At 70.0% G+C, this 24,060-nt stretch carries 21 protein-coding genes and 2 tRNA genes; 11 read left to right on the top strand and 12 right to left on the bottom strand.

The window, feature by feature from the left end:
• The first annotated feature begins 128 nt into the window (after nucleotides 1-128).
• Nucleotides 129-201: transfer RNA gene (locus ACFCXS_RS25920), tRNA-Ala, on the top strand.
• Between the two features lie 157 nt (nucleotides 202-358).
• On the opposite strand, the gene ACFCXS_RS25915 is transcribed toward ACFCXS_RS25920, so the two are convergent.
• Entirely contained in the window at nucleotides 359-1,060 is a 702-nt protein-coding gene (locus ACFCXS_RS25915; RefSeq protein WP_376645722.1) for a DUF5324 family protein, read from the bottom strand.
• Between the two features lie 339 nt (nucleotides 1,061-1,399).
• Between ACFCXS_RS25915 and ACFCXS_RS25910 the strand changes: the two genes are divergently transcribed.
• Together ACFCXS_RS25910 and ACFCXS_RS25905 are read left to right on the top strand one after the other, a co-directional pair.
• Nucleotides 1,400-1,927 (top strand): peptidylprolyl isomerase, encoded by a 528-nt coding sequence (locus ACFCXS_RS25910; RefSeq protein ID WP_104779141.1) that lies wholly within the window; start codon nucleotides 1,400-1,402, stop codon nucleotides 1,925-1,927.
• Nucleotides 1,928-2,039: 112 nt separating this feature from the next.
• Complete coding sequence (locus ACFCXS_RS25905; protein ID WP_376645721.1) at nucleotides 2,040-2,930, top strand: rhomboid family intramembrane serine protease; 891 nt, start codon at nucleotides 2,040-2,042, stop codon at nucleotides 2,928-2,930.
• A gap of 254 nt (nucleotides 2,931-3,184) precedes the next feature.
• Here the strand turns inward: ACFCXS_RS25905 and crgA are convergent, their stop codons facing one another.
• Entirely contained in the window at nucleotides 3,185-3,439 is a 255-nt protein-coding gene (gene crgA / locus ACFCXS_RS25900; RefSeq protein WP_030846986.1) for a cell division protein CrgA, read from the bottom strand.
• Nucleotides 3,440-3,578: 139 nt separating this feature from the next.
• Here crgA and ACFCXS_RS25895 point away from each other — a divergent pair, with 139 nt between their 5' ends.
• The 5 genes from ACFCXS_RS25895 (at nucleotide 3,579) to ACFCXS_RS25875 (ending at nucleotide 7,841) form a co-directional block, all read left to right on the top strand.
• Nucleotides 3,579-4,358: a DUF881 domain-containing protein gene (locus ACFCXS_RS25895; protein WP_376645720.1), complete on the top strand. Its 780-nt coding sequence runs from the start codon at nucleotides 3,579-3,581 to the stop codon at nucleotides 4,356-4,358.
• A gap of 23 nt (nucleotides 4,359-4,381) precedes the next feature.
• Nucleotides 4,382-5,059 (top strand): class E sortase, encoded by a 678-nt coding sequence (locus ACFCXS_RS25890; protein ID WP_376645719.1) that lies wholly within the window; start codon nucleotides 4,382-4,384, stop codon nucleotides 5,057-5,059.
• A 211-nt stretch (nucleotides 5,060-5,270) separates the two neighbouring features.
• On the top strand, nucleotides 5,271-5,909 hold the full coding sequence (locus tag ACFCXS_RS25885) for an aminodeoxychorismate/anthranilate synthase component II (RefSeq protein WP_376645718.1): 639 nt from the start codon (nucleotides 5,271-5,273) through the stop codon (nucleotides 5,907-5,909).
• Nucleotides 5,906-7,078, top strand: coding sequence for a class E sortase (locus ACFCXS_RS25880; RefSeq protein ID WP_376645717.1), 1,173 nt, complete (start codon nucleotides 5,906-5,908; stop codon nucleotides 7,076-7,078). The genes ACFCXS_RS25885 and ACFCXS_RS25880 overlap by 4 nt, the downstream gene beginning before the upstream one ends.
• 13 nt (nucleotides 7,079-7,091) lie before the next feature.
• Complete coding sequence (locus ACFCXS_RS25875) at nucleotides 7,092-7,841, top strand: class E sortase (protein WP_376645716.1); 750 nt, start codon at nucleotides 7,092-7,094, stop codon at nucleotides 7,839-7,841.
• Nucleotides 7,842-7,935: 94 nt separating this feature from the next.
• On the opposite strand, the gene ACFCXS_RS25870 is transcribed toward ACFCXS_RS25875, so the two are convergent.
• The 7 genes from ACFCXS_RS25870 to ACFCXS_RS25840 form a co-directional block, all read right to left on the bottom strand.
• On the bottom strand, nucleotides 7,936-8,967 hold the full coding sequence (locus ACFCXS_RS25870) for a restriction endonuclease (RefSeq protein WP_376645715.1): 1,032 nt from the start codon (nucleotides 8,965-8,967) through the stop codon (nucleotides 7,936-7,938).
• A 195-nt stretch (nucleotides 8,968-9,162) separates the two neighbouring features.
• The gene (gene pknB / locus ACFCXS_RS25865) at nucleotides 9,163-11,193 is read right to left on the bottom strand and encodes a Stk1 family PASTA domain-containing Ser/Thr kinase (RefSeq protein WP_376645714.1); all 2,031 of its coding nucleotides are present in this window, start codon (nucleotides 11,191-11,193) and stop codon (nucleotides 9,163-9,165) included.
• Between the two features lie 169 nt (nucleotides 11,194-11,362).
• The gene (locus tag ACFCXS_RS25860; RefSeq protein WP_376645713.1) at nucleotides 11,363-12,841 is read right to left on the bottom strand and encodes a peptidoglycan D,D-transpeptidase FtsI family protein; all 1,479 of its coding nucleotides are present in this window, start codon (nucleotides 12,839-12,841) and stop codon (nucleotides 11,363-11,365) included.
• Nucleotides 12,838-14,295 (bottom strand): FtsW/RodA/SpoVE family cell cycle protein, encoded by a 1,458-nt coding sequence (locus ACFCXS_RS25855; protein ID WP_376645712.1) that lies wholly within the window; start codon nucleotides 14,293-14,295, stop codon nucleotides 12,838-12,840. The genes ACFCXS_RS25860 and ACFCXS_RS25855 overlap by 4 nt, the downstream gene beginning before the upstream one ends.
• A gap of 22 nt (nucleotides 14,296-14,317) precedes the next feature.
• Complete coding sequence (locus ACFCXS_RS25850) at nucleotides 14,318-15,871, bottom strand: Stp1/IreP family PP2C-type Ser/Thr phosphatase (RefSeq protein WP_376645862.1); 1,554 nt, start codon at nucleotides 15,869-15,871, stop codon at nucleotides 14,318-14,320.
• 140 nt (nucleotides 15,872-16,011) lie between these two features.
• Entirely contained in the window at nucleotides 16,012-16,524 is a 513-nt protein-coding gene (locus ACFCXS_RS25845; RefSeq protein WP_376645711.1) for an FHA domain-containing protein, read from the bottom strand.
• Between the two features lie 10 nt (nucleotides 16,525-16,534).
• Nucleotides 16,535-17,401: an FhaA domain-containing protein gene (locus tag ACFCXS_RS25840; protein ID WP_376645710.1), complete on the bottom strand. Its 867-nt coding sequence runs from the start codon at nucleotides 17,399-17,401 to the stop codon at nucleotides 16,535-16,537.
• Nucleotides 17,402-17,872: 471 nt separating this feature from the next.
• Between ACFCXS_RS25840 and ACFCXS_RS25835 the strand changes: the two genes are divergently transcribed.
• Nucleotides 17,873-17,956, top strand: a tRNA-Leu gene (locus ACFCXS_RS25835).
• 104 nt (nucleotides 17,957-18,060) lie between these two features.
• Here the strand turns inward: ACFCXS_RS25835 and ACFCXS_RS25830 are convergent.
• The 3 genes from ACFCXS_RS25830 to ACFCXS_RS25820 form a co-directional block, all read right to left on the bottom strand.
• Nucleotides 18,061-18,594 (bottom strand): winged helix-turn-helix transcriptional regulator, encoded by a 534-nt coding sequence (locus tag ACFCXS_RS25830; RefSeq protein WP_376645709.1) that lies wholly within the window; start codon nucleotides 18,592-18,594, stop codon nucleotides 18,061-18,063.
• Nucleotides 18,595-18,759: 165 nt separating this feature from the next.
• A complete protein-coding gene (locus ACFCXS_RS25825; RefSeq protein WP_376645708.1) occupies nucleotides 18,760-21,195 on the bottom strand; it encodes an FtsX-like permease family protein in 2,436 nt (811 codons plus the stop codon).
• Nucleotides 21,189-21,914 carry an ABC transporter ATP-binding protein gene (locus ACFCXS_RS25820; protein WP_376645707.1) on the bottom strand — a complete coding sequence of 242 codons (726 nt, stop codon included), beginning with the start codon at nucleotides 21,912-21,914 and terminating at the stop codon, nucleotides 21,189-21,191. Before ACFCXS_RS25820 ends, ACFCXS_RS25825 begins: the two co-directional genes overlap by 7 nt.
• Before the next feature lie 157 nt (nucleotides 21,915-22,071).
• Between ACFCXS_RS25820 and ACFCXS_RS25815 the strand changes: the two genes are divergently transcribed.
• Both ACFCXS_RS25815 and ACFCXS_RS25810 read left to right on the top strand, forming a co-directional pair.
• Nucleotides 22,072-23,343, top strand: coding sequence for a sensor histidine kinase (locus tag ACFCXS_RS25815; protein ID WP_376645706.1), 1,272 nt, complete (start codon nucleotides 22,072-22,074; stop codon nucleotides 23,341-23,343).
• Nucleotides 23,333-23,992, top strand: a complete 660-nt coding sequence (locus tag ACFCXS_RS25810; RefSeq protein WP_376645861.1) for a response regulator — start codon at nucleotides 23,333-23,335, stop codon at nucleotides 23,990-23,992. Before ACFCXS_RS25815 ends, ACFCXS_RS25810 begins: the two co-directional genes overlap by 11 nt.
• Nucleotides 23,993-24,060: the final 68 nt, after the last annotated feature.

Here is a 24,060-nt window from a genome sequence, read left to right as displayed (position 1 = left end):
CGAGCATCTTACGGAGAGTGGTCGACGACGGGGACCCCCAATCTTTTTGCGGAACCACGGGGGTGACCCGGTACTCTGGTCTCCGACGCCCGCCGGGACGAGGTCTCCCCGGTCGGACGTCCCCTTCCGGGGCCTTAGCTCAGTTGGTAGAGCGCTGTCTTTGCATGGCAGATGTCAGGGGTTCGACTCCCCTAGGCTCCACTTCCGGAAATGCCCTCCGAACTGCGGAAACGCAGTCCCGGAGGGCATTTTCCGTCCCGCGGGCGGCGGGCCGCTGCAGATGTTTCACGTGAAACAGCCCGGTGGGGCGGGAGACTCTCAAGTCTCCCGCCCCACCGGGCTGTTGGATCCGGCGCCCTCAGGAACGGTCGTCGCGGCGGGCGGCCTCGTCCTCGGCCTGCTTCGCTTCGACCTCCGGGTCCAGGACCGACGGACCGGTGCCGTCCACGGACGACAGGCGCCCCGACTCGGGGACCTCCGTCGCGGCCGGCGGCTCCACCAGCCAGTCCGGATTGGCCTGCTTGTCCCACCACTTCCACGCGGCGAAAGCACCGCCCGCGACCGCACCCAGGATCACCAGCGTCTTCGCGGCCTTACCGGCCTTGGCCCGCCGCTCGTGCTTGCGGACCAGCTTCTGGATCTCCTTGGGCGAGACCTGTCCGCGCAGCGCGGACATGGCGGCCACGCTCCGGGCCGCGGCCTCGGTCGTGACAGGCACGGCCGCAGCCACCGCCTGCTCGATCCTCGGTCGCGAGTACTCCGCCGCCTGGCGAGCAGCCTTGCGGGTACGTTCGGCGGCTTCCTGGGCGGCCTGGTCGACCTTCGGCGGCACATGCGTGCGGGCCTGCTCCACATACGGCTGCACATGGGTGCCGTACTGGACGCGCGCCTGCCCTGCGGCCTGCGTCACCTTGGGCGCTAGCCGTACGCGTGCCTCGTGTGCGTAGTGCGCGGCCCTGTCCTTGGCCGTGTCGGCGTAGGGCGCCACCACTTCCGCGGCGTGCAGCACGCTGTCCTTCGCCGAACCAGTCGCGGCGCGCACGCTGTCGATGCGGGTCACGGGTTCCTCCTCCTCGGTGGCGTACGGTATTTCGACTTTCCACCCTTTTACGGATCATGCATCCCGGCGCACGACCAGGCATGCGCGGAAGGGCATCCGGGTCACGGGGAACCGGTATCCGGAGCCGATCACGTGCGATAGCGGATGAATAGGGGACAACAGGAGCTTGTCGTCGACAATGCCACGGATTGCTGCCGAGCGCCCCCGCCCCGGCGCTGCTCGACCGGTTTTCTGTGAACGCCCGCCGAGGGTTTCCCCCCGCTGCACCCGGGTCGGGCGACGCGGCGTCCCGTCCATGCGAGGATCAGGGAGTCACGGAAAGACAACGGAAGGCAGATCGTGGCCGAGCAGCTTTACGCCACCCTGAAGACCAATCACGGCGACATCGAAGTCCGGCTCCTGCCGAACCACGCGCCCAAGACGGTCAAGAACTTCGTCGAGCTCGCCCAGGGCGAGCGGGAGTGGACCCACCCGGAGACGGGCGCGAAGTCCACGGACAAGCTCTACGACGGCACGGTCTTCCACCGGGTGATCAGTGGATTCATGATCCAGGGCGGTGACCCGCTGGGCAACGGCACCGGCGGTCCCGGCTACCAGTTCGAGGACGAGTTCCACCCGGACCTGCGCTTCGACAAGCCCTACCTGCTGGCGATGGCCAATGCCGGCCCGGGCACCAACGGCTCGCAGTTCTTCATCACCGTCTCCCCGACGGCGTGGCTGAACCGCAAGCACACCATCTTCGGCGAGGTCACCGACGCGGCGAGCCAGAAGGTCGTGGACACCATCGCCACCGCCCAGACGAACCCGCGCACCGACCGTCCGCTCAACGACGTGGTCATCGAGTCGGTCGTCATCGAAACCCGCTGAGCGCGAAGGCTCCCACCGGGAACCGCGCGAAGGCTCCCGCAGGGAACCAATCGCCCCGCTCATCCGTAAGGATGAGCGGGGCGGGCTTTTCTCACACGACCTAGGGGAGACCATGGACGACCAGGCTGCGAGCAGCCCGCGGGACGCCCACAGCGTCCCCATGTGCTACCGCCACCCGGACCGCGAGACCGGCATCCGCTGCACGCGCTGCGAGCGCCCGATCTGCCCCGAGTGCATGGTCAACGCCTCCGTCGGCTTCCAGTGCCCCGGGTGCGTCCGCACCGGTTCCGGCACCGGTCACTCGCCCACGGCCGCCATGCCCCGGACGATCGCGGGCGGTTCCATCGCCGCGGACCCCCGGCTGCTGACCAAGATCCTCATCGGGATCAACCTGGCCGTGTTCATCGCCGTCCAGGTCCACGAGTCGCTGCTCAGCGACATCGTCCTGCTCGGCGCCTGGCCGCCGGCGCCCTTCACGCCCACCCAGGGCGTGGCGGGAGGCGAGTGGTACCGCATGGTGACGTCGATGTTCGCGCACCAGGAGATCTGGCACATCGCGTTCAACATGCTCAGCCTGTGGTGGCTGGGAGGCCCGCTCGAAGCGGCACTCGGGCGCGCCCGCTATCTCGCGCTCTACTTCATCTCCGGCCTGGCGGGCAGCGCGCTCGCCTACCTGCTGGAGTCCCCCAGCACGCCGACCCTGGGTGCCTCCGGCGCGATCTTCGGCCTGTTCGGTGCCACGGCGGTCCTGATGCGCCGGCTCAACTACGACATGCGCCCGATCATCGCGCTGCTGGTGATCAACCTGATCTTCACCTTCAGCCCGATGTTCAACATCTCCTGGCAGGCCCACATCGGAGGCCTGGTCGCCGGTGTCGTCATCGGGTACGGCATGGTCCACGCCCCGCGGGAGCGCCGCGCGATCGTGCAGTACGGCACCTGCGCCCTGGTCCTGGGCGTCATCGTGCTCATGACCGTCCTGAGGACGGCACAGCTCACCTGAGCAGGCGTTGCCCACAGCGGGTGTCGGATCTTGTGCATACGGTGCGGGAACACATGTGCCCCCTGTCACCGACCTGCGTATCCGCAGGTCAGGCAGGGGGCGAACAAGTTTTCGAGTACCGGTACTTCCGTCATACCGGCGTCAACGTCCAACGGGTTATCCACAGATCGTCTTCATTATCCCCATGTGGAAAACCTCTGTGGATAACTCAGCGAACACCCCTGGGCAGAGGTGTGTTCACCGTGCGGTGACCGCTACTTCCACTGGGTCGAGACACCGAATCCGGCGGCGATGAAGCCGAAGCCCACCACGATGTTCCAGTTGCCCAGCGAGTCGATGGGCAAGGAGCCGTCGGTGACGTAGAAGACGACGATCCAGGCCAGGCCGATGAGGAACATGGCCAGCATGACGGGCGCGACCCAGGCACGGTTGCTGAGCTTGATGGCGGTCGTCTGCTTCGCAGGCGGCGGCGTGTAGTCGGCCTTCTTGCGGATACGTGACTTCGGCACGAGGGTCTCTCCTGTCGATGCGCTGCGTGGCCGCGCAGGTAACTGGGTCGGTCTCGGGGCAGCGTAAGGGGACTCCGATTGCTCCCCCGGGCGTCCGTTAGCGTAGTGCTTCCGCCGCGCCGAAGGAGATAAGGGTACGTTGAGCAATTCTGCCGACTCCCCCGGGACGGGATCCACCCCTGAGCGCGCGCGGCGTTTCCGGCCTGTGCGCGTCCTCACGGCGGCCGTGTTCGCTCTCGCCGGGCTTATCTTCTTCACCAGCTTCAACACGGCCAAGGGCACCAACATCCGCACGGACGCCTCCCTGCTGAAGCTGTCCGACCTCATCCACGAGCGCAGTCGGGAGAACGGCGAGCTGGACGAGACCAACGGCACCCTGCGCCAGGAGATAGAGGCCCTCGCCGAGCGGGACGACGGCAGCACCAAGGCGGAGGACGACAAGCTCACCGCGCTGGAGAAGCGCGCGGGGACGCAGAAGCTCTCGGGCGAGTCGCTCTCGGTCACCCTCAACGACGCTCCGCCGGACGCCACGGCCAAGCTCCCCGGCTATCCCGAGCCGCAGCCGGACTACCTGGTCATCCACCAGCAGGACCTCCAGGCCGTGGTGAACGCGCTCTGGGAGGGCGGGGCCAAGGGCATCAAGGTCATGGACCAGCGGCTGATCTCCACCAGTGCGGTGCGCTGTGTGGGCAACACCCTGATTCTTCAGGGCCGTGTGTACTCGCCGCCGTACAAGATCACGGCGGTCGGCGATCCGGGCAGGCTGCAGAAGGCGCTCGCGGCCTCGCCGGCCATCCAGAACTACATGGTCTACGTCAATGTCTACGGGCTCGGCTGGAAAGTCGAGGAGAACGGCCCGGTGACTCTGCCCGGCTACTCGGGCACAGTGGATCTGCACTACGCCAAGCCCGTGGAGTAGCGGCCAGGCCGGGGGAGCTGCCGGTGCGCGTGATCGTCAGGACCGTCAGCGAACTCTGCATCACCGTCGGCACCCTGATCGTGCTGTTCGTCGTCTACGTGCTCTTCTGGACCGGCGTGAAGGCCGATGGCGTCATGGACGACCAGATCGACCTGCTCCAGAAGGAGTGGTCGAAGCCGCGTCCGCCGGCCGGAGCCTCCCCCGCGGGCCCTGCGAGACCCGCGCCCTACGTCAAGGGCAGGCCTTTCGCGATCATGTACATCCCGCGGCTCGGTTTCACGTGGAACAAGCCCGTGCTCGAAGGCACCGCCACCGGCACCCTGAAGAAGGGCCTGGGCCACTATGCCGAGACCGCACAGCTCGGGCAGCGGGGGAACTTCGCGGTCGCCGGCCACCGCCGCACCTACGGCGACCCCTTCAAGGACTTCCCCGAGCTCAGGCGGGGCGACGCGGTGGTGCTGACGGACGGTACGACCTGGTTCACGTATCGGATCGACAAAGGCCCGTACAAAACAGTCCCGTCCGACATCGAGGTGATCGACCCTGTCCCACGTACTTCCGGGTACACGCGTTCGGGCCGGTATCTGACGCTGACCACGTGTGACCCGGAATGGGGGCACAGTCATCGGCTGATCGTCTGGGCGCACCTGGACTCCACTCAGCCTGTGGAGGCCGGGAAACCAGAGGCGCTGCGCCGTTAGTCTGGTGGCTGTACGGCGTGGGTCTGGTGCCGTGGTACGACGGAAGGGACGGCATGTACGGCTGGATCTGGCGGCATCTGCCGGGAAACACGTGGGCTAAGGCAGTGATCTCACTCGTCCTGGTCGTGGCCGTGGTCTACGTCCTCTTCCAGTACGTCTTCCCGTGGGCGGAACCGCTGCTGCCCTTCAACGATGTGACGGTGGACAACCAGTGAGCGCGCGCATTCTCGTCGTCGACAACTACGACAGCTTCGTCTTCAACCTGGTCCAGTACCTGTACCAGCTGGGTGCCGAGTGCGAGGTTCTGCGCAACGACGAGGTGTCGACGGCGCACGCCCAGGACGGTTTCGACGGGGTTCTGCTCTCTCCGGGCCCCGGCGCGCCGGAGCAGGCGGGCGTCTGTGTCGACATGGTCCGGCACTGCGCCGACACAGGTGTCCCGGTCTTCGGCGTGTGCCTCGGCATGCAGTCGATGCAGGTCGCGTACGGCGGTGTGGTGGACCGTGCGCCTGAGCTGCTGCACGGCAAGACGTCGTTGGTCGAGCACGGCGGCGGCGGTGTGTTCGCGGGCCTGCCCTCCCCCTTCACGGCGACGCGCTACCACTCGCTGGCAGCTGAGCCGGCGACGGTACCGGCCGAGCTGGAGGTCACGGCGCGTACGCACGACGGCATAGTGATGGGTCTCAGGCACCGTGAACTGCCGGTCGAGGGAGTGCAGTTCCACCCCGAGTCGGTGCTGACCGAGCACGGGCACCGGATGCTGGCGAACTGGCTGGTGGAGTGCGGCGATCAGGGTGCGGTGGCGAGGTCGGCCGGGCTCGCCCCGGTGGTGGGCAGGGCCACGGCGTGACCGCGCTGCGCCCCGAGCGCGAGTCCGGCACCTCGTACGGGCAGCAGTCGTACGGGGTGTCGGGCGCGTTCGAGGAGTGGTCGGGCGGGGGGTACGGGGCGTCCTCGCAGCAGGAGCCGTATCCGCCGGGGCCGGACGTGCGGCCTCGGTCCGGGGTGCGGCATCCGGGGCAGTACGCGTCGTACGAGCCCGTCCCCGAGGAGGCGTATCTGCCTCCCGCCGACGAGGAGACGGTGGCGCTGCGGATTCCGGATCCTCCCGCGGAGGGCGGCGATCCCAGGGCGGGTTCTCCGGCTTCTTCCGGCGCCCGGCCGGATGGATCTGCCCCCGGTGGCCGCGCGGCCCGCAGAAAGGCCGCCAAACGCCGTCACGGGCGCCGTGGGGGTGCGGCGGACACTCCGGCGTCGGTCCGTGAGGACAGCGACCTGGATTCCGGTGGTGCGGCGCGGGCGCCGCTGTCGCGGGTCGAGGCGCGGCGGCAGGCACGGGCGCGCAAGCCCGGTCCGGCGGTCGTCGCGAGCCGGGCCATCGGCGAGGTGTTCATCACCACCGGGGTGCTGATGCTGCTGTTCGTCACCTATCAGCTGTGGTGGACGAACGTCCGGGCGCATGCCGAGGCCGGACAGGAGGCCAGCAGCCTCCAGAACGACTGGGCGAGCGGCAAGCGCAATCCGGGGGTGTTCGAGCCGGGGCAGGGTTTCGCCATCCTGCACATTCCGAAGCTGGACGTGGTGGTGCCGATCGCCGAGGGCACCAGCAGCAAGGGCGTGCTCGACCGGGGGATGGTCGGCCACTACGGCGAGGGTGCGCTGAAGACGGCGATGCCCGGTGACAAGACCGGCAACTTCGGGCTCGCGGGCCATCGCAACACGCACGGAGAGCCGTTCCGGTACATCAACAAGCTCGCTCCGGGTGATCCGATCGTCGTGGAGACGCAGGACGAGTACTTCGTCTACAAGATGGCGTCGATCCTTCCGGTGACGCCGCCGAGCAACACGAGCGTGCTGAATCCCGTGCCGACGGGGTCCGGATTCACCAAGCCCGGCCGTTACATCACGCTGACCACGTGCACGCCGGAGTTCACCAGCAAGTACCGGATGATCGTCTGGGGCAAGATGGTCGAGGAACGGCCGCGCAGCAAGGGCAAGCCGGATGCGCTCGTCAGTTAAGGGCAGATGACCAGTGGCAGCGACCACCGACACGGACCACGAGAAGCACACCGGCGGGGCGTCCCGGCCGCCTGCGGCACGCCGCAGGCCCGGTCCGATCGCCATGGCGGTCAGTTTCTTCGGGGAACTTCTCATCACGGCGGGCCTGGTTCTCGGCCTGTTCGTCGTCTACTCGCTGTGGTGGACGAACGTGGTCGCCGACCGGGCGGCCGGCCAGCAGGCCGACAAGGTCCGTGACGACTGGGCCCACGGCCGGGGCGGTCCCGGTGCGCTGGACACCAAGAACGGCATCGGTTTCCTGCACGTGCCGGCGATGCGCAACGGCGAGGTCCTGGTCGAGAAGGGCACGTCGAGCAAGATCCTCAACGACGGTGTCGCCGGCTACTACACCGATCCGGTGAAGGCGACGCTGCCGATGTCGGGCAAGGACGGCAATTTCTCCCTCGCCGCGCACCGTGATGGTCACGGCGCGAAGTTCCACAACATCGACAAGATCGAGAAGGGCGACCCGATCGTCTTCGAGACGAAGGACAAGTGGTACGTCTACAAGGTCTTCGACATCCTGCCGGAGACCTCGAAGTTCAACGTCAAGGTCCTCTCCCAGGTCCCGGAGGAGTCCGGTAAGAAGAAGCCGGGCCACTACATCACGCTGACGACCTGCACGCCGGTGTACACGAGCACGTACCGGTACGTGGTGTGGGGGGAGCTGGAGCGGGTGCAGAAGGTGGACGCGGACCGGACACCGCCGAAGGAACTGGACTGACCGCCGCTTCGTGGGAGGCGGGCCGCTAGCATGACGGAGGCCCGAAGCCGCAACCAACCCTTGCGGCTTCGGGCCTTTGCGTCGGGTCGGGCCGTCACTCCAGGACGGTCAGAGCCGCCCCGGCACTCCATTCCTCCACCAGCCCGCGGTGTACGGCGGTGATGCCGCTTTCGGCGGCGATGTTGAGGGCGTCGCGGGTGAAGGGGCATGTCGCCACGAAGAGGGCCACCTCGGAGTCGTGGAGGACCTTGGCCGCCCCGAGGAACTTCTGGATCTCGGGGCTGGTGATGGAGAGGTGGGGCGCGAACCTCTTGCACTGGACGACGATGCGCCGCCCGTCGGCGGTGAGTGCGGTGATGTCGATGCCCCGGTCCCTTCCGCCGCCTTGCACGACGACGTCGGTGCAGCCGTCGCGGCGCAGCAGTTCGGCGACGTGTTCTTCGAACTCGCGCCCGTTCATGGCGTCCATGGCGGCCATGACTCCGGCGAGTGGCCGGCCTTCCCGGGGGGCTTCCAGTCGCTGCAGCCGGGCGTGGTGCTGCCGTAGCCGCTTCTCGATGCGCTGGACGCCTGCCCGGAGGGCGGTGAGCTCTCGCCGGTGCTCGCCCGAGGTTTCGATCAGGGCGTTGAACAAGGGGACGACGGTCCTTCCCAGGACGTGGGTGATGCGCTGGTCGATGCGGGCGTCGAGGGAGGTGGCGTCCTGTGGGGCGGAGTTTTCCACAGGCTGTGTGCGTGCCAGGTACTCCATGTCGAGGAGGTGGACACGCACCTGACGTGCGACTTCGCTGTCGCGGAGCAGCATGGCGATGTTGAGGACGGCGCGTCGGGGGAAGAGCGCGAGGGATCGGGTGCGTGACTGGATTCCACTGAGTTGCTTGAAGTCACTCAGTTCCGTCCCGGCCAGAACTCGGTATCCGCTCGCTTCGAGCTCCGCACGGTGGTCGTGCACGAGGGCACGGACGACTTCCACCGTCACCGAGAAGTACGACGCCACCATCGCGGTCGTCACGTGCATCCCGTCCGGCAGTAGCGACAGGGCCTTGACCCTGTCGAGTACGTCCGTGCGCTCGAGCACGCTGCCGCGCAGGGTCTGCGATTCCAGCAGGGCCGTTTCGTTGATCACGCCTTGTCCTCCGGCTTGTATGGCCGGGCGGGTTCCGATGCCCCACCCCACCGGTGAACGAGTCAGGACATATGAAGACACGATCGATAGACGTACGCCTTTGCGGGAGATGTCCTGTCCTCGGTCGTCAACGGCAGAGCCCCCGGCCTCTGTGGGGGCCGGGGGCTCTGTGGAGTGACGGTGTGGTGGGCGGGGTCAGTCGTCCTCGTTGCTGCCGTTCAGGCCGCCGAAGATGCCGCCGTTTCCGCCGCCGCCGTTGTTGTTGCCGCCGTTGTTTCCGAAGCCGACCGTCTGCAGGGTGACCGTCGTCCCCGCGGGGTCGTCGACCTCCTGGTCGGCGCCGGGGTTCTGGCCGGCGACGAGGGCGTTGTCGCTCTGGTCGCTGCCGCCCGCGAACTGGATGTTGGTGAAGCCGGCCTGTGCGAGGGTCTGCTTGGCCTGGCCGACGGTCTGGCCGACGACCTGCGGGACCTTGACCTTCTGCTGCTGCTTCTTCTTGCCGATCTGGATGTTGACCGACGAGTTCGGCTCGACCGACGTGCCGGCCTGCGGGGTGGTCTGGATGACCTTGCCGACCTGGCTGTCGTCGTCGGTCTCCACCTCGGTGCAGTCGCCGACCAGGTCGTTGGCCTGCATCTGCTGCTTGGCGGCGTTGCAGTCCCGGCCGAGCACGTCCGGGACGGTGGACTTCGCCTCTTCCTTGGCGATGGTGAGGGTGATGGTCGACCCCTTCTCCACTTCCTCGCCCAGTTCCGGGTTCTGCTCCAGGACGGTGCCGGGGTCCTCGGAGGACTCCTTCGTCTTCGTATCCACCTGGAAGCCGTACTTGTCGGCCTCCAGTGTGGCCTTGGCGTCCTCCAGGCTGTCGCCGACGACGCTCGGCACCGCCACCTTCGGCGCACCCGTCGACACCACCAGGGAGATGGTGTCGCCCTTGTCGACCTTCACCCCGGCCTTCGGGTCCTGGGAGCAGATGTTGCCCTTGGTCTGGTTCTCGCAGGGCTTGTTGGAGAAGGTCACTTCGACGTCGCCGTTCTCGGCCAGCTTCCGGGCGCTCTGCTTCGTCTCGCCGACGAAACTGGGCGTCGGAACCTTGTCGTTGCCCACACCGTCGCTGGTGACCGCCCACCGGCCGATCAGGATCGCCCCGACCAGGACCAGGATGCCCGCCACCACCAGCAGGATCGTGGAGGTGTTGGACTTGCGTTGCTGCCCGCGGCGGCGGTCCGGGCGGTCGTCGTAGCCGTAGCCGCCGTCGTCCGGGTTCATCGGCGGCAGCATGGACGTGGCGCCCGCGCCGGAGTCCGCGCGCAGGGCCGTCGTCGGCTGGTCGTCGGGGTAGCCGCCGTAGCCGACCGCGCCCATCGCGGCCGTGGCGGCGACGGGCTGGCCGTCGAGGCAGGCCTCGATGTCGGCGCGCATCTCGTCGGCCGACTGGTAGCGGTAGTCCGGGTCCTTGACGAGCGCCTTCAGCACGATCGCGTCCATCTCGGGCGTGATCTCGGGGTCGAAGACGCTGGGGGACTGGGGCTCCTCGCGGACGTGCTGGTAGGCCACGGCCACCGGGGAGTCGCCGACGAAGGGCGGGCGGACGGTCAGCAGCTCGTAGAGGAGACAGCCGGTGGAGTACAGGTCGGAGCGGGCGTCGACCTGCTCGCCCTTGGCCTGCTCCGGGGAGAGGTACTGGGCGGTGCCGATGACCGCGGAGGTCTGCGTCATCGTCATGCCGGAGTCGCCCATGGCCCGCGCGATGCCGAAGTCCATGACCTTGACCTGGCCGTTGCGCGTCAGCATGACGTTGGCCGGCTTGATGTCGCGGTGGACGATGCCGGCGCGGTGGGAGTACTCCAGCGCCTGGAGGATGCCGATGGTCATCTCCATGGCCCGCTCCGGCAGCAGCTTGCGGCCGGAGTGCAGCAGCTCACGCAGGGTCGAGCCGTCCACGTACTCCATGACGATGTACGGGATCGACACGTTGTCGATGTAGTCCTCGCCCGTGTCGTAGACCGCGACGATCGCGGGATGGTTGAGCGAGGCGGCCGACTGGGCCTCCCGGCGGAACCGGGCCTGGAAGGAAGGGTCACGCGCGAGATCCGCGCGCAGCGTCTTCACCGCCACGGTGCGGCCGAGGCGGGTGTCATGCGCGAGGTAGACCTCCGCCATGCCACCACGCCCGAGCACCTGGCCCAGTTCGTACCGGCCGCCGAGGCGACGCGGCTCTTCCATAGCTACCTACCAGCCCTCTCCGTCGGTCCCGACCGGCATGCTTGTACGGTCGGAGGCTGCCGTCCGGGCCTACCGTACCCGGCTCGCTCTGTGTGACCTGGCCAAGCCCGTCAGCCGATACAGGACCGGTATCGCAACGTGCACCGATGTGAAGCAGGCGTGAGCGGGGTCACTTCTTGCTGTCGATGACCGCCTCCATCACGTTCCTCGCGATCGGGGCCGCGAGGCCGCCACCGGAGATGTCGTCACGGACGGCGTTGTCGTCCTCGACGACGACCGCCACGGCGACCGGCGAGCTGCCGTCGGCGCCCTTGGCGTAGGAGATGAACCACGCGTAGGGGTTCTCGCTGTTGTCGACGCCGTGCTGGGCGGTACCGGTCTTGCCGCCCACCTTGACGCCGTCGATCTTGGCGTTCGAGCCGGTGCCCTTGTCGACGACCGTCTCCATCATGGACTGGAGGATCTGAGCGTTCTCCGGCGACAGGGGCTGGCTCAGTTCCTGGGGGTCGGTCTTCGCGATCGGGTCGAGGCCGGGCGACTGGAGTTCGTCGACCATGTACGGCTTCATCAGCTTGCCGTCGTTGGCGACCGCGGAGGCGACCATGGCCATCTGCAGCGGGGTCGCGGCGGTGTTGAACTGACCGATCGAGGACAGCGCGGTCTGAGAGGGGTTCATGTCGTCGGAGAAGACCGAGGCGTTGGCGCGGACCGGCGTGAAGTGCTCCTCGTCGAAGCCGAACTTCTTGGCCATGTCCAGCATCTTGTCGTTGCCGAGGTCGGCGCCGATCTTGCCGAAGACGGTGTTGCAGGAGTACTGGAGGGCCACCCGCAGCGTCGCGTTCTTGCAGGGGATGTTGCCCTCGTTGGGCAGCTTGGTGTTGGTGCCCGTCATGACCCACGGGTCCGGCGAGTCCGTCTTGGTGTCGGCGGACGTGTACTTGCCGTCCTCCAGCGCCGCGGCCGCGGTGACCACCTTGAAGGTGGAGCCGGGCGGGTAGGTCTCGCGCAGCGCCCGGTTGAGCATCGGGTCGTTCGGGTTGTTCTTCTTCTGCAGCTTCGACCAGGCGCCGCCGTCCTTCGACGTGGAGTTGCCCGCGAAGGAGGAGGGGTCGTACGACGGGTAGGAGGCGAGCGCCAGGATCTTGCCGGTCGAGGGGTCGAGCGCCGCGACGGCGCCCTTGCCGCCCTGCTTCTTCAGACCGTCGTACGCGGCCTTCTGTGCGGCGGCGTTCAGGGTGGTGACGACGTTGCCGCCCTGCTGCTTCTTGCCCGTCAGCATGTCGAGGGTGTTGCGGAAGAACAGCCGGTCGTCGTTGCCGGTGAGGATGCCGTCCTCGAGGTTCTCGAGCTGGCTGGCGCCGAAGGCCTGCGAGGCGTAGCCGGTGACCGGCGACCACATGGCGCCGTCCTTGTAGGTGCGCTTGAACTTGAAGTCGCTGCCGGACGATTCGGAGGAGCCGGTGATCGCCTTGCCGTCGACGATGATGTTGCCGCGGGGGGAGGCGTAGCGCTCGATGGTGACGCGGCGGTTTTCCTTGTCGGTCCGGAGCTCGTCGGCCTGGACGTACTGGATCCAGTTGTCGCGGATCAGCAGTGCCAGAACGAGCAGGCCGCAGAAGATCGCGATCCGGCGCAGGGGCTTGTTCATGACGGGCGGACCACCTGGGTCATCTCGGCGTCGGGGTTGGCGGCGGGGGCGGGGGCCGGGCGGCGGGCGGTGTCGCTGATGCGCAACAGGATGCCGATCAGGGCCCAGTTGGCGATCACGGAGGAACCGCCGTACGCCACGAACGGCAGCGTCATACCGGTCAGCGGGATGAGGCCCATCACGCCGCCGGCCACGACGAAGACCTGGAGGGCGAAGGCGCCGGACAGGCCGACGGCCAGCAGCTTGCCGAACGGGTCGCGGGCCGCGAGGGCGGTGCGCACACCCCGCTCGACGATCAGGCCGTAGAGCAGCATGATCGCCATGACGCCCGCGAGGCCCAGCTCCTCGCCGAAGGTGGCGAGGATGAAGTCGGAGTTGGCGGCGAAGCCGATGAGGTCGGAGTTGCCCTGCCCGAGGCCGGTGCCGAGGGTGCCGCCGGAGCCGAAGGCCCACAGGGCCTGCATGGCCTGCTCGGAGTGGACGACGCCGTCCTGGACGGCGGCGCGGGAGAGCTCGTACTCACGCATCGGGTTGAGCCAGGCCTGCACACGCGTCTGGATGTGCGGTTCGAAGCTCGCCACGCCTACGGCGCCGACCGCGGACATCAGCAGACCGAAGACGATCCAGCTGGTCCGCTCGGTGGCGACGTACAGCATGATGATGAACATCCCGAAGAACAGCAGGGACGTACCGAGGTCGGTCTCGAAGACCAGGATGAGGATCGAGATCGCCCAGACGACGAGGATCGGACCGAGGTCGCGGCCGCGCGGCAGGTACAGGCCCATGAAGCGGCGGCTGGCCAGGGCCAGGGCGTCTCTCTTGACCATGAGGTAGCCGGCGAAGAACACCGCGAGGACGATCTTCGCGAACTCACCGGGCTGGAGCGTGCCCATACCGGGAATCTTGATCCAGATCTTGGCGCCGTAGGTGGGGGCGCTGAGGCCGGGGATCAGCGGCATCACGAGCAGGAGCAGGGCCGCGGCCATGGAGATGTAGGTGTAGCGCTGAAGGACGCGGTGGTCCTTGAGGAAGATCAGCACGACCACCAGCAGAGCGACGCCCATCGCCGAGTACAGCAGCTGGCGCGGTGCCGCTTCGACGAAGGTTTTGCTCGCCTGAAGCTTCGTCGACTGGTCCAGCCGCCAGATGACCACCAGCCCGAGCCCGTTCAGCAGGGTGGCCAGCGGCAGCATCAGGGGGTCGGCGTACGGCGCGAACTTCCGGACGACCAGGTGCCCGACGCCCGCGAGCAGTCCGAGCCCGAGCCCGTAGCTCAGCAGGCCCGGCGGCACCGAGTCGTGAAGGGCCAGGCCGACGTTGGCGTAGGCGAACACCGGGATGACGACGGCGAACACCAGCAGTGCGAGCTCGGTGTTGCGCCGGCTCGGCGCGCCGATGGCGCCGATCGTGGACGTGTGGTGCGTCGGCGAGTGCGACGTATTCGTACCGCTCATCGTGTGACAGGGCCTCTCACGGCTACTGCTTACCGCACAGCGAGACGACCTTCTGCTCTTCCTCCGAGAGGCTGGGGCCGGGGCTGGGGGTGGGTGCGGTCGTGGTCGGGGGCTTGGACTTCTCCGGGGCCGACGGTGAACCCGACGGGCTGGACGGGTTCGGCGTCGGTGTGGCCTTGGACGTGAAGGAGGCGGGAGTGGTTCCCGTGGTGCCCCCGGCCTCGCCTTCGCCGGTCTTGGAGTTGTTCTTGCTCTCGGCGTCGCGCCGCTGCGCCTCCTTCTTGCACGCGGAGGCCTGCACCGACAGTTCCTGGATCTTCGCCTGGGCGTTCTTGAGCCCGCCCTCGGGGATGGTCGCCTCGACCTGCTTCTGCTGGTAGGGCGGCAGGTACTTGAGTTCGATCTCGGGGTGGTCCTTCTCGACGTCCGAGAGCGAGACCCAGGCCAGGTCCTGGCTGATGCCCCGGTACAGCGCGACGTGCTCGTTCTGGGTGCCGACGTAGTACTGGGTCTGCGTCCAGCGGTATCCGCCGTAGAGTCCGCCGCCGACGACGGCCAGGGCGAGGACGCCGTAGAGGGATCTCTTCAGCCAGCGGCCTTTTTTGCGGCGGGGCTTGGTGAAGTCGTCGTCTCCGTAGTCGAAGCCGTCGGCGGGGATGTAGCCGGTGGTGTCGCCGGAGCCGGGCGGGCCGAACTCGCCGCCTGTGCCGCCGCGGCCGTGGCGGCCGAGCCCGGAGGCGCGGCCCGCGGGCGTCTGCATGATGCCGTTGTCGTGCAGCTGGTGCTGGTTCTCGGCGACGGCGCCGACCACGACGGGGGTGTCGGACAGCTGCCCGGCGAGGGTGTCGCCGGTGTCGAGGTCGAGGACGTCGGCGATGATGACCGTGATGTTGTCCGGGCCGCCGCCGCGCAGTGCCAGCTCGATCAGGTTCTGGACGGTCTCCTGGGGGCCCTGGTAGCTGGCGAGGGTGTCCTCCAGGGTCTGGTGGGACACCACGCCGGACAGGCCGTCGGAGCAGATCAGGTAGCGGTCGCCGGCGCGGACCTCGCGGATGGAGAGGTCCGGCTCGACGTGGTCGCCGGATCCGAGGGCGCGCATCAGCAGCGAGCGCTGCGGGTGCGTGGTCGCCTCCTCCTCGGTGATGCGGCCCTCGTCGACCAGGCGCTGCACCCAGGTGTGGTCCTGGGTGATCTGGGTGAGGACGCCGTCGCGGAGCAGGTAGGCGCGCGAGTCGCCGACGTGGACCAGGCCGAGGCGCTGTCCCGTCCACAGCAGGGCGGTCAGGGTCGTGCCCATGCCCTCCAGCTGGGGGTCGTCCTCGACCATGGAGCGCAGCTGGTCGTTGGCGCGCTGCACCGCGGTGCCGAGCGAGGTGAGGATGTCGGAGCCGGGGACGTCGTCGTCGAGGGCGACGATGGTGGAGATGGCTTCGGAGGAGGCGACCTCACCGGCCGCCGCGCCGCCCATGCCGTCGGCGATGGCGAGCAGGCGCGGGCCTGCGTATCCGGAGTCCTCGTTGCCCTCCCGGATCATGCCCTTGTGCGATCCGGCCGCGAAGCGCAGTGACAGACTCATGCGCACCTCGCCCGTCGGCTCCGGGTACAGCCGGTCGTGTCGAGCCACACTGCCCACCCTCCGGTCGGGAGCGCGCGGGGGGCCGGGGTGGGGCCCGCCACTGCGTGCTCGCTCCGCTCGCGCCTATCCATGATGTAGCACTACTTCCGCAGCTCGATGACGGTCTTGCCGATGCGGATCGGCGAGCCCGGTGCAATCGGTGTGGGAGTCGTCAGCCGGGACCGGTCCAGGTAGGTGCCGTTGGTGGAGCCGAGGTCCTCGACGATCCACTGGCCGTCGCGGTCCGGGTAGATCCTGGCATGGCGGCTGGAGGCGTAGTCGTCGTCCAGCACGATCGTCGAGTCGTGCGCCCGGCCCAGGGTGATGGTCTGGCCCTGGAGCGCGACCGTGGTGCCGGTGAGGGTGCCTTCGGTCACGACCAGCTTGGTGGGGGCGTTACGGCCCCGGCGGCCGCCGGCGGGCTGCTGGCGCTGCTGCGGTGGTGCCTGGCGGGCGGCGGCCTGCTGCTGGCGGCCCGCCTCGCGGCGCGAGCCGCGCTGGGTGACACGCGTACCGAAGAGGTCGCTGCGGATGACCTGCACGGCCACGATCACGAACAGCCACAGTACGGCCAGGAAACCCAGCCGCATGACCGTGAGGGTCAGCTCTGACATTGCCCCCGCTTCACCCTTCGGCTTGCCGGTAAATGATGGTGGTGCTGCCCACGACGATCCGCGAGCCGTCGCGGAGCGTAGCGCGGGTGGTGTGCTGCCCGTCCACCACGATGCCGTTGGTGGATCCGAGATCCTGGATCGTCGAGGGCGTTCCGGTCCGGATCTCGCAGTGCCGGCGGGAGACGCCGGGGTCGTCGATCCGCACGTCGGCGTCCGTGCTGCGGCCCAGTACGAGCGTCGCGCGGGAGATCTGGTGGCGGGTGCCGTTGATCTCGACCCAGTGGCGGGTGCGTCCGCCGGCGGCCGGGGCGGCAGGGGGCCGCTGGCCGCTCGCGGCGGGCGGGTAGCCGTAACCGCCGGGGCGGCCGCCGGGCGGCGGCGAGGCGGGCATGGGCGGGGCGCCGGCGGGCGAGGCGGACGGCGGGTAGCCGTAGCCTCCCGGGCGTCCGCCCTGCGGGGCGGCGGGCGCGCCGCCGCCTCCTGGGCCGCCCTGCTGGCTGCTGGAGGAGGCGAGCGTACGGCTGCGCACCCGGTACAGGCCGGTGTCGAGGTCGTCCGCCTTCTCCAGGTGCACCTTGATCGGGCCCATGAAGGTGTAACGCTGCTGCTTGGCGTAGTCGCGCACCATGCCGGCGAGCTCGTCGCCGAGCTGGCCGGAGTAGGGGCTGAGACGCTCGAAGTCGGGCGTGCTCAGTTCGACGATGAAGTCGTTGGGTACGACCGTCCGGTCGCGGTTCCAGATCGTGGCGTTGTTGTCGCACTCGCGCTGGAGCGCTCCGGCGATCTCCACGGGCTGGACCTCGGACTTGAACACCTTGGCGAAGGTGCCGTTGACCAGACCTTCGAGACGCTGCTCGAACTTCTTCAGGACTCCCATGAGGCACCTCCTCCGTAGCTGCCGTCCTGTGTACCGCCCAGCGGGACGCTCGGCTGGTACTGCTTACTGATCGTATCCACGCGCCGCTCGATCGGCTGGTTCCCCCTGTCGGCCCCGCCGACGGGTGTCGACGCAGGACGAGGTTCCCTGTGGAGCTCCTCTTCGAACTCCTCCGGTGTTACTGCTGCGCGTATCCGCCTCCGCTATGCCTGACAAGGATCGTAGAGGCGGCTGAAGACCAGTGTCCCGCACCTGACTGTGGACCCGGACCCCTCCTGCGGAGACGACGGGTACCGGTACGAGGTTGATACGTGAACCGGTACGCCTTGATACGTGGCAGGGACATCGAAGGTTCGGCAGGGGGTCTGCCTGCGGGGATAAGGGATGTGAACCCACCCCTTCCAGCGTGCTAATGTTCTGGGTGTCGGAAGGCGCCGGCCCCAAGGGGCAGACGCCCAGGACACACCCAATGCGCGGGTGGCGGAATAGGCAGACGCGCTGGATTCAGGTTCCAGTGCCCGCAAGGGCGTGGGGGTTCAACTCCCCCCTCGCGCACCGTCGAGAACGGGCGGCATCGATCAGATGCCGCCCGTTCTTCGTGTCTGCGAATGTGACGGTTGTCTCGTGCCGGTCCGCGCTCCGGGCATGTGAGGAAGCTCTCAGGCCTGTTCGGCCGGGCCGTCCCCCAGGATCCTGCCGGGGGCGAAGCGTTCCCGCACGACCGGGTCGTCGAGGAGGCGGGGCGGGTAGCCGGGGCCGGTGCGCACGCTCATGTCCCGCTGCTCCAGGGGCTCGCCGCAGTCGGAGCAGACGACCCGGGCCTCGGTGTCGTGGGCGCAGGGCCGGTGGTGCAGGACCACCGGGGCGCCCTCGTCGCCGGCCAGCCAGCGGTCGCCCCAGGCGTTGATCGCGGCGAGGACGCCGAAGAAGTCGCGGCCCTTGTCCGTCGGCAGGTACTCGTGGCGGACCGGGTCCCGCTGGTAGACGTGCCGTCGCAGCAGGCCCTCGGCCTCCAGCCGCCGCAGCCGGTCGGTGAGGGTGTTGCGGGCGATGCCCAGGGTGCCGATGAAGCCGTCGAAGCGGGATTCGCCGTAGAAGACCTCGCGCAGCACCAGGAGGGTCCAGGCGTCGCCCAGGATGTCCGCGGTGCGGGCGATCGAGCAGGGCCAGGTGCTGAACGAGGTCCGTCTCATGGATTCACTGTAGAAGGCCGTCCCCTTTTCGGTCTCATGATGAGATCGGCCTCCCGGGCTGGACGGGGCGGGCCGATCGCGCATGCCCGCCAGGTCCGCCGGGCTGTTCGCGCATGCCCGCCAGGTCCGCCGTGCTGTTCGCGCACGCCCGCCGGGTCCGCCGGGCTACTCGCGCATCCCCGCAAGGTCCGCCGGGCGGCGGCGCAGGGCGAGGGCGGCGGGGACCGTCGCGCAGACCAAGGCCAGCAGGGCGCAGGCCGCCGCCGTCGCGCCGAGAGCCTGCCACGGCAGGGTGACGGTGGGCCTCACCGACAGCAGGCCGAGCGCGCCCCACATGCCGGCCAGGTTGACGCCCGTGACCAGGACGCCCAGGAGCGCACCGGCCGCGGTGGCCGTCAGGGCCTCGGCCGCGGTCAGCCGCAGCACCTGCCCCCGGGTGGCTCCGGTCAGCCGCAGCACCGCCAGGTCGCGGACCCGGTCGGACGCCGCCATGACCGTGGTGTTCGCCACGGAGATGCCCGTGTAGAGCAGAGCGATGCCGAGGACCAGGAAGACACCGAGACGGGTGGTGCGGTTGGTGTCCGGCCGGGTGGCGTCGATCCACGCGTCCCGGGTGAGGACCCGGCCGCCTGCCGCACCGGCCGCCTCGCGCAGGGCGGCGGCCACGGTGCCGGGGGCGGCGCCGTCCTCGAGCGTCACCTCCACGCGGTCGGCCGTGGCGCCCGGGGCGTTGCGCGGGGTGACGTAGACGCCGTTGCCGCCCGTGCCGGTCGGCATCACCGCGGCGATACGGAGCGTGCGGGGCGTTCCGTCGCCGAGCCATACCCGGACCCGGTCGCCCACCCGGTGCCGTTGCCACTCCTCGTTGACGATGATCGAGCCGTCGTCGAGGTCGGCCGTCCTGCCCGCGCCGATCGGCAGGCGGCTGGTGGCCGCCAGGTCGGCGGGGGTCGCGGCGCGGGCCTCGGAACGGATCAGGGCCACACCGTCCTCCAGGACGGTGACGGCCGTCGACGACGTCGCTGAGATCCGCGCGCCCGGCACGGCCCGCAGCCTGCTCAGACCGGCGGCGTCGAAGCCCCGCCCGGCGGCCGGGGTGACGACGAAGGCCGCGGTGGTGCGCTCGCTCGTCTCGGTGGACTTCGCGTGGTTCAGGGTCGCGGTGGCGCCGAGGAGCGAACCGGCGAGCGCGACCGTGACGAGGACGGGGGCCGCGAGGGCGGCGGTGCGGCGTACTTCGGTGGCCGTGTTCTCGCGGACCAGCATGCCCACGGCCGAGGGGAGGCAGGCCAGGCGGGTCAGGGGCCGCAGCACCAGTGGCGCGAGCAGGGCGGCCGCGGTGATCAGCAGCATGGGGCGGCTGATGTACGTCTTGCGCTGGAGCAGGTCGGACGGATCGCCGGTGAGGGACAGGGCCAGGGTCACGGCGGCCGTGAGCAGGAGGACCGTGCCGCAGAGCAGGCGCCCCGGGGTCAGGGGGCCGCTGTCCGCCGCCGCCTCGCGCAGGGCATCGGTGGGGGCCGTGCGGCCGGCCCGCCAGGAGGCCGCGGTGGCTCCGCCCAGGGCGACGAGCAGGCCCGTCCAGAAGGCCGCGTGATACGGCCAGGTGTGTTCTCCGATGGTGAACCAGGCCGGGGCCAGGCCCTCTTCGACGACCCGGGCCGCCAGCAGAGGTGCCCCGTAGGAGCCCAGCGCGCAGCCGGCCACCGAGGCGAGGACGCCGACGGCGAGGGCCTCGGCGAGGACGGCCCGGCGGAGCTGGCCCGGGCTCGCCCCGGCGGTGCGCAGCAGGGCGAACTCCCTTCGGCGCTGGGCGACCGCGAAGGCGAAGGTCGACGCCACGACGAAGACGGACACGAAGGCCGTGACACCGCCGGCGGTGCCGAACAGGGCGTTCATCGCGGTGAGTGCCTCACGGTCCCGGCCCGGGTCGGCGTCGGCGAGGCGGCGCGCCGTGCCGGTGAGCACCCGGGCGCTGTCGCCCACCGCCGCGCGCACGGCCGCCGGGTCGGCCCTCACAGCCAACTGTGTGGTGGACGGGTGCAGTTGTGCGGCGCGGGTGTCCGTGAAGAACACGGCGTTCTCGAAGCCGCGGGAGGTCAGCGTGCCGACGACGCGTACGGTGCCCGCATCGGTGCGCAGGCGTTGGCCCGGGCGCGCCCAGTCGCCGGTGACGGCGACCTCGCCGGCCGTGCGGGGCGCCCGGCCGGTGGCGAGGTCGTACGGGGCGAACGCGGCGGTGGACCAGGGGTGGCCCACCAGGCCGGCGGGAGCGCCCTGAGCCGGTACGGGAAACGAGCGGTCCTCGACGACCGGGCCCAGCGTCCGCAGCCGCGCGACGGTCGCGGCCGGTACGGGACGCGGCTGCGCGAGCGGGGACTCCCGGATGCCGATCGGGGTCGGCACGCGCAGGGTGTCCTGCCCCTTGACCACGACCGGCGCGGCGGCGAAGCGTTCGGGACCGCGCTCCGGGGCGCCGGCCGTCGAGGCCAGGGCCAGGCCCATCACGGTGAGCAGCGCGACGCCCAGCGAGAGCGCCACGAAGCTGCCGGTGAAGGAGGCCCAGCGGGCGCGCAGCGTGCGCAGGGTGACACTCAGCACGGCACGGCCTCCAGGCGGGTCATGCGGGTGGCGATGGAATCGGCGCCGGCGCCCGTCAACTCCCCGCTCACGCAGCCGTCGACGAGGAAGATCACACGGTCGGCGTACGCGGCGGCCACCGGGTCGTGCGTGACCATGACGACCGTCTGGCCCTCGCGGTCGACCATGCCGCGCAGCAGGTCGAGCACCTCCCGGCCGGTCCGGGTGTCCAGGGCGCCGGTCGGTTCGTCGCCGAACAGCACGTCGGGCCGGGTGATCAACGCGCGGGCCAGGGCGACGCGTTGCTGCTGGCCGCCGGAGAGCTGGGGCGGCCGGTGCCGGGCCCGGTCGGCGAGTCCGACCTGTCCGAGCGCCTGGCGCACCCGGGCGGTGGGAACGCGACGGCCGGCCAGGCGCAGGGGCAGGGCCACGTTCTGCTCCGCGGTCAGCGAGGGCAGCAGGTTGAACGCCTGGAAGACGAACCCGACGCGCTCGCGCCTCAGCAGGGTCAGCCGCCGTTCGCCGAGCCCGGTGAGTTCGGTGCCGCCCACGGCGACCGACCCGGAGGTGGGACGGTCCAGCCCGGCCGCGCACTGGAGCAGCGTGGACTTGCCTGAGCCGGAGGGGCCCATGACGGCGGTGAAGGTCCCCGCGGGGAACGACAGGGAAACCCCGTCGAGTGCGGTCAGGGATCCGTATCTCCTGGTGACCGAGTCCAGCCGGACGGCGTCGTGCGTCATGGGTTCCCCCTGGTGTCGGTGTCGATCACCACGAAACCGCGCGGGGGCGGGCCGACGCAGTGCGGCAGGGCCTAGACCTGGGGTAGGGCCAGGCATACCCCCGGGCCTCCGTCTGGGCCCATGGCCGTGGTGCGGAGCGGCTTCTACGGTGATCCCCATGCAGCCTCGGAACGTGTGGCAGGCCATGTCCCGCCCCGGTTATCCGCTGTCGGCGTGGCCGTGGCGGTCGGCCGCCTATCTGTTCACCGGCGCGCTCGTCGGGGTGGTCGTACTGGTGGGGCTCGTGCTCTCGGCGGTGGTCGGCGGGGTGCTCGTACTCGCGCTGGTCGGGCTGCCGTTGCTGCTCGGGACGGTCCTGGCGGGCGTTCCGGTGGCGGCCCTCGAGCGGTACCGGCTGCGGCTGGTCGACGCGGAGCCGGCGCCCGACCCGCACGAGACGCCCCGGGAGACGGGGTTGCGGGCCTGGCTGTCGACGCGGTTGCGGGAGCGTGCCACCTGGCGGGAGCTGGGCCACGCCCTGCTGTTCGCGGGGCTGTTGTGGCCGGTCGACGCCCTGGCGTTCGCCGTGTTCCTGCTGGGCCCGCTCTCCGTGGTGGCGACCCCGTTGCTCCTGGCAGTCCTCGGCGAGGCGAAGGTCCTGAAGGTGTGGCTGGTCACCACCTGGCCCGCTGCTGTGGGGTGCGCACTCCTCGGACTGGTCCTGCTCGCGGTGGGCGCCTGGCTGCTGGGCGTCGTGGCCGGGGCCCGGGCCGGGCTGACCCGGCTGCTGCTCGCGCCGCGGGAGGCCGACCTTGACGCCCGCGTGGTCGAACTGGCCCGCTCCCGGGTGCGGTTGGTGGACGCCTTCGAGGCGGAGCGGCGGCGGATCGAGCGCGATCTGCACGACGGGGCGCAGCAGCGGCTCGTCGCGCTGACGATGACGCTCGGGCTGGCACGCCTCGACGCCCCGCCCGGCCCGCTGGCCGACCAGCTCGCCAAGGCGCACCAGGAGGCGGGCACGGCCCTCGCGGAGCTGCGTGAACTCATCCACGGCATCCACCCCAAGGTCCTCGCCGACTTCGGGCTCGAAGCGGCCGTCGCCGACGCGGCCGACCGTTCGGCCGTGCCCGTGGACGTCGACCTGGAGCTGCCCGGGCGGCTCTCCCCGGCGGTCGAGGCCGCCGCCTACTTCGTGGTGTGCGAGGCGCTCGCCAACGTCGGCAGGCACAGCGGGGCGAGCCGGGCCGAGGTGAGCGGCGGGCACCGCGACGGCCGGCTCCTGCTGCGGATACGCGACGACGGGCGCGGTGGGGCGCGGGCCGGGGACGGCAGCGGCCTGACCGGTCTCGCCGACCGGGTGTCGGTGCTCGATGGCAGACTCTCCCTGTCCAGTCCGCCCGGCGGACCGACCCTGCTGCGTGTGGAGATCCCTTGTGACCCTGCGAGTTGAGCGGCCGCTGCGTGTCGTCCTGGCGGAGGACAGCGTGCTGCTGCGGGACGGGCTCGTCGGACTGCTGGAGCGCTGCGGGCACCAGGTGGTCGCGGCCGTGGGGGACGCCGGGGCGCTGGTCGCGGCCGTCGGGGAGCACGACCCGGACGTGGTCGTGACGGACGTGCGGATGCCGCCCGGTTTCCAGGACGAGGGCCTGCACGCGGCCGTGCGCCTGCGCGGGGAGCGGCCCACACTGCCCGTGCTGGTCCTCAGCCAGTACGTGCAGCGCCGGTACGCCGCCGAGCTGCTGGACTCCGGCGACGGCACGGGCGTCGGCTACCTGCTCAAGGACCGGGTCGGCCAGGTCGAGGAGTTCGTCGAGGCGCTCGGCGAGGTCGCGGACGGCGGCACGGTCGTCGACCCCGAGGTCGTACGGCAGTTGCTGCGCCGCCGCCGTGATCCGCTGGAGCGGCTCACCCCGCGCGAGCGGGAGGTGCTGGCGCTGATCGCGGAGGGCCGGTCCAACAGTGCGATCGCCCGCGAACTGGTGGTCTCGGAGGCGGCCGTGGGCAAGCACGTCTCCGGCATCCTCACCAAGCTGGACCTGCCGCCGGCGGACGCCACCCACCGGCGGGTGCTGGCGGTGCTGGCGTATCTGCGGGCCTAGGAGCCGGGAGCCGGCTCCAAAGCCCCTGTGGTGTCGGCACGTTGTGCAAAAACCAGCGAGTTGGTTTC

Source organism: Streptomyces sp. NPDC056373, assembly GCF_042262425.1.
Taxonomy (GTDB): Bacteria; Actinomycetota; Actinomycetes; order Streptomycetales; family Streptomycetaceae; genus Streptomyces.
Note: the sequence above shows the minus strand (reverse complement) of the source record. Positions and strands in the feature narration are given on the sequence as shown.